Source organism: Bradyrhizobium sp. 23, assembly GCF_023073295.1.
GTDB classification, from domain to species: Bacteria; Pseudomonadota; Alphaproteobacteria; order Rhizobiales; family Xanthobacteraceae; genus Bradyrhizobium; species Bradyrhizobium canariense_D.
In genome coordinates this window covers 83,730-93,270 of the sequence record NZ_JADPJF010000160.1, presented here as the reverse complement: position 1 = coordinate 93,270, position 9,541 = coordinate 83,730, and the positions used below count along the sequence as shown (strand labels likewise).

The 9,541-nt window shown below is 60.2% G+C and carries 9 protein-coding genes and 1 pseudogene; 8 read left to right on the top strand and 2 right to left on the bottom strand.

The genetic code is table 11. From position 1 onward, the window contains the following. The 7 genes and pseudogenes from IVB32_RS42505 to IVB32_RS42475 form a co-directional block, all read left to right on the top strand. A pseudogene (locus tag IVB32_RS42505) lies at positions 1 to 349 on the top strand (ABC transporter ATP-binding protein); the annotation flags it as partial. A 189-nt stretch (positions 350 to 538) separates the two neighbouring features. Then, positions 539 to 1,432, top strand: coding sequence for a LysR family transcriptional regulator (locus IVB32_RS42500; protein ID WP_247360822.1), 894 nt, complete (start codon positions 539 to 541; stop codon positions 1,430 to 1,432). Between the two features lie 88 nt (positions 1,433 to 1,520). Continuing rightward, positions 1,521 to 2,504: a molybdopterin-dependent oxidoreductase gene (locus IVB32_RS42495; RefSeq protein ID WP_247360728.1), complete on the top strand. Its 984-nt coding sequence runs from the start codon at positions 1,521 to 1,523 to the stop codon at positions 2,502 to 2,504. A gap of 92 nt (positions 2,505 to 2,596) precedes the next feature. Next, positions 2,597 to 3,673, top strand: a complete 1,077-nt coding sequence (locus IVB32_RS42490) for a carbon-nitrogen hydrolase family protein (RefSeq protein ID WP_247285541.1) — start codon at positions 2,597 to 2,599, stop codon at positions 3,671 to 3,673. 117 nt (positions 3,674 to 3,790) lie between these two features. Beyond that, on the top strand, positions 3,791 to 4,024 hold the full coding sequence (locus IVB32_RS42645; protein ID WP_247360731.1) for a hypothetical protein: 234 nt from the start codon (positions 3,791 to 3,793) through the stop codon (positions 4,022 to 4,024). A gap of 199 nt (positions 4,025 to 4,223) precedes the next feature. Then, positions 4,224 to 4,835: a glutathione S-transferase gene (locus IVB32_RS42480; RefSeq protein WP_247285543.1), complete on the top strand. Its 612-nt coding sequence runs from the start codon at positions 4,224 to 4,226 to the stop codon at positions 4,833 to 4,835. A 27-nt stretch (positions 4,836 to 4,862) separates the two neighbouring features. Then, complete coding sequence (locus tag IVB32_RS42475) at positions 4,863 to 5,849, top strand: pyridoxamine 5'-phosphate oxidase family protein (protein WP_247360733.1); 987 nt, start codon at positions 4,863 to 4,865, stop codon at positions 5,847 to 5,849. A 220-nt stretch (positions 5,850 to 6,069) separates the two neighbouring features. Here the strand turns inward: IVB32_RS42475 and IVB32_RS42470 are convergent, their stop codons facing one another. Then, complete coding sequence (locus IVB32_RS42470) at positions 6,070 to 7,569, bottom strand: CoA-acylating methylmalonate-semialdehyde dehydrogenase (RefSeq protein WP_247360736.1); 1,500 nt, start codon at positions 7,567 to 7,569, stop codon at positions 6,070 to 6,072. Positions 7,570 to 7,675: 106 nt separating this feature from the next. Between IVB32_RS42470 and IVB32_RS42465 the strand changes: the two genes are divergently transcribed. Next, positions 7,676 to 8,563 (top strand): LysR family transcriptional regulator, encoded by an 888-nt coding sequence (locus IVB32_RS42465; protein ID WP_247360738.1) that lies wholly within the window; start codon positions 7,676 to 7,678, stop codon positions 8,561 to 8,563. On the opposite strand, the gene IVB32_RS42460 is transcribed toward IVB32_RS42465, so the two are convergent. After that, positions 8,529 to 9,476 carry a LysR family transcriptional regulator gene (locus tag IVB32_RS42460; protein ID WP_018458434.1) on the bottom strand — a complete coding sequence of 316 codons (948 nt, stop codon included), beginning with the start codon at positions 9,474 to 9,476 and terminating at the stop codon, positions 8,529 to 8,531. The two genes, IVB32_RS42465 and IVB32_RS42460, sit on opposite strands and share 35 nt — an antisense overlap. Between the last annotated feature and the right edge of the window lie 65 nt (positions 9,477 to 9,541).

Genomic DNA, 9,541 nt, shown 5'->3' with positions numbered 1-9,541 from the left:
TTTTGCGGTCGAGCCTAAGGTGCTGCTGTTGGACGAGCCGTTCGGCGCGCTCGATGCGCTGACCAAGTCGAGCCTTCAGGACGAACTGGTTCGCATCGTGGAAAAGACCCCGACCACAGTTGTAATGGTCACGCACGACATAGACGAAGCGATCTTCCTGAGCGATCGAATTGTCGCGCTCTCGAACGGACCGGCTGCGCGAATCGGCCGGATTTGGGAGATTGATACTTTGCGACCGCGGGACCGGCTCAAACTGGCGACCCACGCCGGGAGTCTGCAGTATAGAAAGGAAATTCTCGAGTATCTGTATCGACGAGAATGCGTGCCTCAGGGAATGGTAGAGCTATAACGGCCGAGATCGTTGCGGCTGGAGCGCGAGAGCGGGCTGCGCCCCGTGGCTTCAGGCACCGAAGGCACGGAAATCGCCTTCAGGCACCTTGAAAGCCGCCGTAGAAGATTGTTTGATCGGGCGGGCGAGGCGGTCACCTACCGTCGGATTTTCGTCGTTGGCCTCTTCCGGATTGGCACGCAGGAGCGAATGTTCGACTGGAACGACCTGAAATTCTTCCTTGAACTCGCCCGGCAGGGGCGGTTGATGCCGGCCGCGCGGCGCCTCAAAGTCGACCACACGACGGTCAGCCGGCGCATTTCAGAGCTTGAGCGAGATCTTGGTATCAAGATTTTCGACCGCAAGCCGAACGGGTTCGTGCTGACGGAGGACGGGCACAAGCTCTACCAAGAGGCCGAGAAAATTGAGGGCGCGGCCCTGGTGATATCGGAAGATTTCCGCGCCACGCCCGCCGAGCCCGCGGGTCGCGTGCGGCTGACGAGCATGGAGGGTATTGCCGCCTTCTATCTTGCAGAAAAATTGGTCCAATTCAATGAGAAGCACCCGGGCGTTGTCGTGGAGCTTGTGACCGAAAGGCATCTGATCAATCTGACCAAACGCGAGGCGGATGTGTGCATCAGCTTCGTTCCCCTCGTGGGCCCCAAACTTTCGGTCAAAAAAGCTGGCGAGTTCAAGCTTGGGCTGTTCGCGTCGTCCAGGTACATCGTGGAACGGGGGACGCCGGGCACCATGGAAGAATTGAAGCGTCACGATTTCATTGATTATGTCGACGATCTCGTGGCTATCCAGCCGGTGCAGTGGCTTCACGACGTCCTGGTGCCGGAGAGCGTCGTCTTTCGATCGACCAGCATGGCAGCCCAGCAGAATGCGATCGCTGTCGGGCGTGGCATCGGCCTTCTGCCCTTCTTCTCGGCAAAAAAGGATCCTCGCCTTGTATGGCTCATGAAAGATGTGGTGGTCACGCGATCGCTCTACATTTCCGTCCATGAGGATATCGAATATATGGGTAGGGTCCGTACGCTGCTGCGGTTCCTTCATGAGATCTTCAAGGCGGACAGAGCGTACCTGAACGAATTCGAGTGATCGAATACGCGCAAGTGTATCTGCGGAATTTCTTACGGTCGACGTCCTCCCGTGATGTACTAGAATGCCGGCGCGAGGGAGCGCTGCGATGGCTGACGACTTTACGTACAAGGTACGCGGCTTCTTCGGCCGAATTCCCTCTGAACCGCATCTGCTGACCGACCGCATCACGCCAGTCGAAGGCTGCATCGTGTTGTGCCATCTCGGTGTTCTCGATGTCACTCATGGGGATGATTGGACGCTGGAAATCGCCGGCCTGGTCGAGACGCCCGCGAGCTTCTCCGTCGGTCAGCTCAAGTCGCTTCCAAAGACCGAGGTGGTCTCGGTGCATCAATGTGCAGGTAGCCCGCTGGCGCCCGACAAGCCCACGCAGCGGGTCTGCAACGTGCGCTGGGCGGGCGTTCGTCTGGATCATGTGCTAGGATCAGCGGGCGTGGCGAGGAGCGCAAATTTCGTTTGGTCACAGGGGGCGGACTCCGGCGACTTCGGAGGCATCGCGTGCGGACATTACATCAAGGATCTGCCGCTCTCCCGGATATCCGACGACGTCTTGCTCGCCTACGAGATGAACGGAGCGCCGCTGCTTCCTGAGCACGGGTATCCGTTGCGGTTGGTGGTCCCGGGCTTCTACGGCACGAACAGCGTCAAATGGCTCCGCAAGCTCGAATTGCGCTCGGAGCGGGCTCCGGGCGTCTTCACCACCACATGGTACAACGACCTCGCGCCGGACGGCTCGACCCAGCCGGTGTGGGCGATCGCCCCCCAATCGGTCATCGTGGCGCCAAAGCCGAATCGTCAGCTCAGGCGTGACGAGGTTTTGCAGGTCTGGGGATGGGCCTGGGGTGACGACGGAATTGCGGCGGTCGAACTGAGCGCCGATGAAGGGCGGAACTGGCAGGGATGCCGCTTGGAGAAGGTGTCAGGACGATCCTGGACCAAGTTCACCTGTGATTGGATAGTAAAAGAGGGATGCTGCGGTCTCCTGTCTCGGGCGATCTCGCGATCGGGCGAGAATCAGCCGGCCGGCGGCCGACGCAACGCGATCTATCGCGTGCCGGTCCTGGTCGTCTGAAGACGCGCAACCGCTCGTGCAGATTTTCCGCATTCGCCACCCGCCGGCGAAAGACTAACCTGTGGTGTCAGAAACCGAGAGGATCGTCTCAAATGCCGTCGAATTTGCCGCGCTTCAAAGCTGCCGCGTGCCACACATCTTCAGTTTTCCTCGACGCGGCCAAAAGTGCAGACAAGGCCTGCGACCTCGTTGCCGAAGCGGCACGCAACGGTGCCTCGCTGGTTGCTTTCCCGGAATCGTTCATTCCCGGCTTTCCCGTGTGGGCGGCGCTGCAGGCGCCGATCATGTCTCATGATTTCTTCAGAGCGTTGTCGGCCCAGGCATTGCGGCTCGACAGCGCGGAATTGACAAAGGTCAGGATGGCGGCCAAGCGCCACAACGTCGTGGTCTCTATCGGTTTTACGGAAGGGACGGTTGCCAGCCTTGGCTGTATCTGGAACTCCAATCTTTTGATCGGCCAAGATGGATCGATCCTGAATCATCATCGCAAACTCGTTCCGACCTTTTACGAGAAGCTGGTCTGGGCTGCCGGAGATGCGCGTGGGTTGCGCGTCGCGCAGACCTCCATCGGCCGCATTGGCATGCTGATTTGTGGTGAGAATACGAATCCACTTGCCCGCTATTCATTGATGGCGCAGGGCGAGCAAGTTCATATTTCGACCTACCCGCCGATCTGGCCGACGCGTCCCTCCAAGGAGAAGGGGGGCTATGACCTACGCAGGGCCATCGAGATCCGGGCTGGAGCTCATTCGTTTGAAGCCAAATGCTTCAACATCGTTTCGTCCGCCTGCATGGACGTAGGTATGAAGGACGCGCTCGGACAGGCTAACCCCGCCATGCTGGATCTGATCGAGGGCACACCGCATGCTGTATCGATGATCCTCGATCCAACAGGGCAGATTATCAGCGACGTCCTCTCAGACAGCGAAGGCATCGCATATGCCGATATTGACGTCGCGCAATGCGTCGAACCGAAGCAATTTCACGATGTCGTAGGCTACTACAATCGTTTCGATGTGTTTTCGCTGACGATTGACCGTTCACAGCGCGAGCCGGCCGTTTTTATCGACATGGAAACAGGCGAGGGGGACGAACGGCCGGTCCAGTCCTCGCAGCAGGAGACGGTCAGACCCAGAGTGGCCGAGCTTGAGCGGGCAGTTGCGGACTGAGTGATCCATCAAAGGGGGCCGAGATGAAGCGCGTTCTCAGCGAGCTGTTGGAGCAGCGACCGACAGAACTCGTGCGTTCCGCCGTCGGCTCCCTTTGAAGGTCGGCGCGCGAAGGATGTGATCATTTCGGGCGGTTACAACGTTCATCCGAAGGAGTTCGAACTCGAGATCGACCGCATTCCAGATGTGCTCGAAAGCGCCGTCGTCGGACTGCCACATCCTGATTTCGGCGAGCGAGTTGTCGCGGCCGCCGTCCCGACGGCAGGAGGCGCTGCAGGGGAAAGGGATGGCGTGGCGGTGCTGAAGGACGGCTGGTTCCCTACAACCTGCCGATCAACGATTTCTGCGTGAGCGAGCTGCCCGGAATACGATCGGAGAGGTTCAGAAGAACGTGTTGCGCGAGTTCAGAGGGAAAAAAGGCGGCCAGTCATTCTGCTCGTCTGGATCGTTGCAAAAACCGCAATGGTAAATTGAAGGAACATTCGATTATCGTCCGAATGGGAAATGATAAGTACCGAGACATCGTTTGAATAGCGAAAGCGAGTTGGGAATGTCAGCTACGATCAAGCTCTATGGCGGTAAATTGTCGGGACACAGCCACCGGGTCGAGCTCATGCTCGGGCTTCTCTCGCTTCCTTACGAGTTGATCCCAACGCCCCCTGCCGAGCGGAAGACGCCGGCCTATCTCGCAATGAACCCGTTCGGGCAGATACCTGTCGTCGATGATGACGGCACCGTCGTTGCCGATTCCAACGCAATCCTGATCTATCTGGCCAAGCGCTACGACACTACCGAGACGTGGCTTCCGGAAGATCCGGTCAGTGCGGCTGCCGTGCAACGTTGGCTGTCCGTGGCAGCGGGACAGCTGGCATATGGACCAGCAACAGCTCGGCTGGGCAAGGTGTTCAACTTGCCCGTCGATGGCCGGCAAGCGGCCGGGGTCGCCAGCAGTCTTTTCAGCGTGATGGATGGTCATCTTGCGAAGCACGAATTTCTCGCGGCAACCCATCCGACCGTGGCTGATCTCGCTTGCTACAGCTACACACGGGCCGCTCCGGAGGGAGGCATTGAACTGTCCTCCTACCCGAACATTGTCGCCTGGCTGGGGCGGCTGGAAGCACTTCCGAATTTTCAGCGGATGCCAAGCGCGCCTGCGAGCTGATCGGCAAATCTTCTTCGAGGTGCGGTCATGACCAGCCTTTCCGAACGGAGCTCGTCTCCTTTTCACCAGGGCGAGATCGACGTGCAGCGACGCGTCGGCGTGGCCGACAGAATGAGCGAGCGCGGGAAAACCTCCATCCGCACATGGATGCCCGATCAGCACCGTGAATTCTTCGCAGGACTCGAATACCTCCTTGTCGGCTCGTCGGACCGAGCGGGCTGGCCGATCCCTTCGGTCCTGTTTGGCCCGCGCGGATTCGTCTCTTCACCGGATCCAGGACGGCTGCGCATCGAATCGTTACCGAAAACCTTCGACCTGCTCGGAACGAATCTTTCCGTGGGCGCCAGCTTGGGAGTGCTGGGCATAGACCTGACCAATCGTCGGCGAAACCGCATGAACGGAACGCTGATCACCCTCGACCAGACAAGTTTCGAGGTGGCGGTCGTGCAGAGCTTTGGCAATTGCCCTCAATACATCCACACGCGCCATATCAGCGCGGCACCATCCGCTGCGCCGGAGCAACTCGGTCCCGGCGAGGTCGAGGCGTTCGCCGTCTTGGACGATGCGGCACGAGAGCTGATCCGCCAGTCGGCGACCTTCTTCGTCGCCTCATGTGCGGCTTCAGATGACGGATCATCGTTCGATTGCGATATTTCTCACCGCGGCGGTAAGCCAGGCTTCATTCACGTGGCGGATAACCAGATCACCGTTCCGGACTTTGCGGGTAATTCCTTTTTCAACACGCTTGGGAATTTTATGTCCAATCCCAGGGCGGGACTGCTTTTTGTCGACTTTGTCGTCGGCGATGTCCTAATTCTGCACGGGACGATCGAGTTGCTCTGGAATGATCCGCCGATTCAGGGCTTCAAGGGCGCCGAGCGCGCCTGGCGGCTTCATGTCACGGCCGGCCGGAGAGTGCGCGCTGCGGCGATCCCTCTCATCGGAGAGGTGGTCGAATATTCTCCGAGGGCGCTCACCACGGGAGCTTGGCCGAGAGGTGAGCGTTTCCAGTGACCCAACGGAGCTGGGGAGAGCCAGCATGACAGTCTCGAGGCGCCGATGGAGATCGGCAGGGCCAATCTGATCGCGGCCCGACGATTCTAGGGCGATATTCACGGATTGATCGGCCGAATTCAGCTCTCTGGCGCGACTGCCAGAGTTCACCATTTGGGGGCCTGCCAACTGGCGGGTTGAGAAGGCCGTGGAGCTGCCACGGCCTTCCATTCGGAGAAGCTCAGGACATCGTCGGCATCACGAACTCGGCGCCGGCCCGGATGCCGGTCGGCCAACGGGTCGTGATCGTTTTCAGCTTGGTATAAAAGCGAACGCCCTCGGGGCCATGCATGTGATGGTCGCCGAACAGAGAGGCTTTCCATCCGCCGAACGAATGGAATGCCATCGGCACCGGGATCGGTACGTTGATGCCCACCATGCCGACCTGGATCTGATGCGCAAACTCACGCGCCGCATCGCCATCCCTGGTAAAGATTGCGGTGCCGTTGCCGAACTCGTGCTGGTTGATCATGTCGGCCGCCTCGTCATAAGACTTGGCCCGGGCCACCACGAGCACCGGTCCGAAGATCTCTTCGCGATAGATCTTCATGTCCGTGGTCGCGCGATCAAACAGGCTGCCGCCGATGAAGTAGCCCTTCTCGTAGCCCTGGCGATGGAAATCGCGCCCGTCCACAATCAGCTTCGCGCCTTCGTCAACGCCGGCGTCAATATAGCCTCGGACTTTGTCGAGGTGCTGTTTCGTCACCAGCGGGCCCATCTCGGCCTCGGGGTCGGTACCGGGACCAATGTTAAGCGCGCGGACCTTGGGCGCCAGCTTTTCGATCAGACGATCGGCGGTGGTGTCGCCGATCGGAACGGCTACCGAGATCGCCATGCAGCGCTCGCCGGCGGAGCCATAAGCCGCGCCCATGAGAGCGTCGACGGCCTGGTCCATGTCGGCGTCAGGCATCACGATCATGTGGTTCTTGGCGCCGCCCAGCGCCTGGCAGCGCTTGCCGTGGCTGGTCGCCGTCTCATAGATGTATCGCGCAATCGGCGTCGAGCCGACGAAGCTGACCGCCACGATATCGGGATCCGTTAGGATGGCATCCACCGCTTCCTTGTCGCCATGCACGACGTTGAACACGCCGTCGGGCAGCCCGGCCTCCTTCAGCCACTGCGCAAGCACGAGCGAGGCCGAGGGATCGCGCTCTGATGGCTTGAGGATAAACGTATTGCCGCAGGCCAGCGCAACCGGGAACATCCACATCGGGACCATTGCCGGGAAATTGAATGGCGTGATGCCAGCGACCACCCCGAGCGGTTGACGCAGCGAGTGGCTGTCGACACGGGTCCCGACATTCTCGGTGATCTCTCCCTTGAGCAGTTGCGGCGCGCCGGTCGCGAACTCCACCACCTCCATGCCGCGTTGGATCTCGCCCCTCGCGTCCGAAAGCACCTTGCCGTGTTCGGCGGTGATCACTTGGGCAAGTTCATCGATTCGATCCTCCATGATCCGCAGGAAACGGTTGAGAATACGAGCACGGCGCAGTGGCGGTGTGTTTGCCCAGCCCGGGAAGGCCTTGCGGGCGGCTGCAGCGGCCGACCGCACGTCTTGCGTCGTGGCAAGTCCGAGCGTTGCCGATTGCTCGCCGGTCGCGGGATTGTAAACCGGCGCGGTGCGAGGGCCCCGGCTCGGCACCAGCTCGCCATTGATGAAGTTCAGAATAGTCACGGGCATTGGCTGTTCTCCCTAACATGATGCTTGATCGAGCCAGATATGCAGCGCATAAAAATGCGGCATCAACGGCCGAATTCGCGGCTCCGTTGTGCAGAAAGTGTAGTCAATGGATTGGGAGCGCGTTCGGATATTCCTAGAAGTGGCGCGTGCCGGCCAGATTCTGAAGGCCTCGAAAAGCCTACGGCTGAACCATGCAACGGTCGCCCGGCAACTGACCGCGCTGGAGAGTAGCTTGAATGCCAAACTGCTCGAACGACACACTACAGGGTGCGCGCTGACGGCGGCGGGCGAGGCGCTTGTCGCCGCTGCCGAGCGCGCAGAGAGCGAATTCCTCAAAGTGGGATCGAGCATTGGAGGCGCCGCCGAGGCCCTCACCGGAACCGTGCGCGTAGGGGCACCGGACGGGCTTGGCAACTACTTCCTGGCCGATCGGCTGGGCGCGCTGGCCGCGAAGCACCCGGGCCTTGTCATTCAACTCGTGCCGCTTCCGCGCACATTCTCCCTGTCAAGGCGCGAGGCCGACGTTGCGATCACGCTGGACCGGCCCAAGCAGGGTAAGCTGATCCTGTCCAAACTCACCGACTACACGCTCAGTGTCTATGCTGCTGATGCTTATCTCGCGCGCGAGGGTCCCATCAAGACGCAGGCCGATCTTGCCGGCCGCCTGTTCGTCACCCAGGTCGAGGATTTCGTCTACAGCAGGGCATTGGACTATGCCTCAGTGCTCGGCCGGCTCATGTCGCGACGCTATGAATGCGGTAGCGTCGTTGCGCAGATGGAGGCCGTTCGTGGTGGACACGGCGTCGGAATCCTTCATGATTACGTGGCCCAGCGCTATCCCGAATTGCAGCGTCTGCTTCCCGACATTCGTTTCGTGCGGAATTACTGGCTGACGTCGCATCCCGATACGCACGAAACGCGGCGGGTTGCAGAAGTGCATCGCTTTATCGTGGCATCAGTCAAGGCGGCGAGGTCGTCTTTCGAGGCTGCTTGAGCGCCACTGCCGGTTGCTCGGGCGGGGCTGTTTGGTTCGTTCCCGATCCGGCGCATTCCATGAACGCCCGCAGGGCGGAGGACACGAATGCGTCCTTGCGGTGAACGAAAACCGTGGTGGCCCTGCCGGTCCCGTTCGGCAGCGAATGCAGGCGGATCAAGCCCTGTCGTTCGGCAGAATCAGCGACGACGCGCGGCACCAATGACAGCCCGACCGAAGCCGCCACACAACCGATGATTCCGTCGAGCGTTCCCATTTCCATCCAGCGCAGGTCGACGAAACCACGATGCGCAAGATATTCGGACAGACGCTGTCGATAGGAGCAACCGGCACGAAACACGATCACCTTCCGGCCGCTTCCCGAAGCCAGGAATTTGCCGAGGTGTTGGGGGGACGTCACCATCGGCGGCGTGATCAGCACCAGCTCCTCCTCCACGATCGGTGTGCAGGTCAGTTCACCGTGCGTGACCGGTGCAGAGACAAAAGCTCCGTCAAGCTTCCGAGACAATACGCAGTCGACCAGCGCTGCGGTCGGGCCTGTCTCGATCTGGACGTCAACATCGGGATAAGCGATGCCGTAATGGGTGAGCAACGGTGGTAGGCGCAACGCCGCCGTCGTCTCCATTGATCCAATGCGCAGCTCCCCGCCCGGCCACGCCTCGTCCTTCACTGCGCAATGCGCCTCGGCCAACAGATCGCTGATGCGCTTGGCGTAAGGAAGCAGCCTGTTGCCCATGGAGGTGAGCGTAACGCCTTTCTTGGACCGATCAAAAAGTCGGACACCGAGCTGGTTCTCCAGCGCTCGAATTCGCTGGGTCACGTTCGATTGCACAGTGTGGAGATTGTGGGCGGCGCGGCCGATTCCGCCGGCCGTGGCGACCGCGGAAAAGAAATTCAGATCCGTGCTGTCCATGTGGTCATCTCCCGGAATGATGACTCTGATCAATAATAATCACTTTTATGTTGTCAACAGCCAAT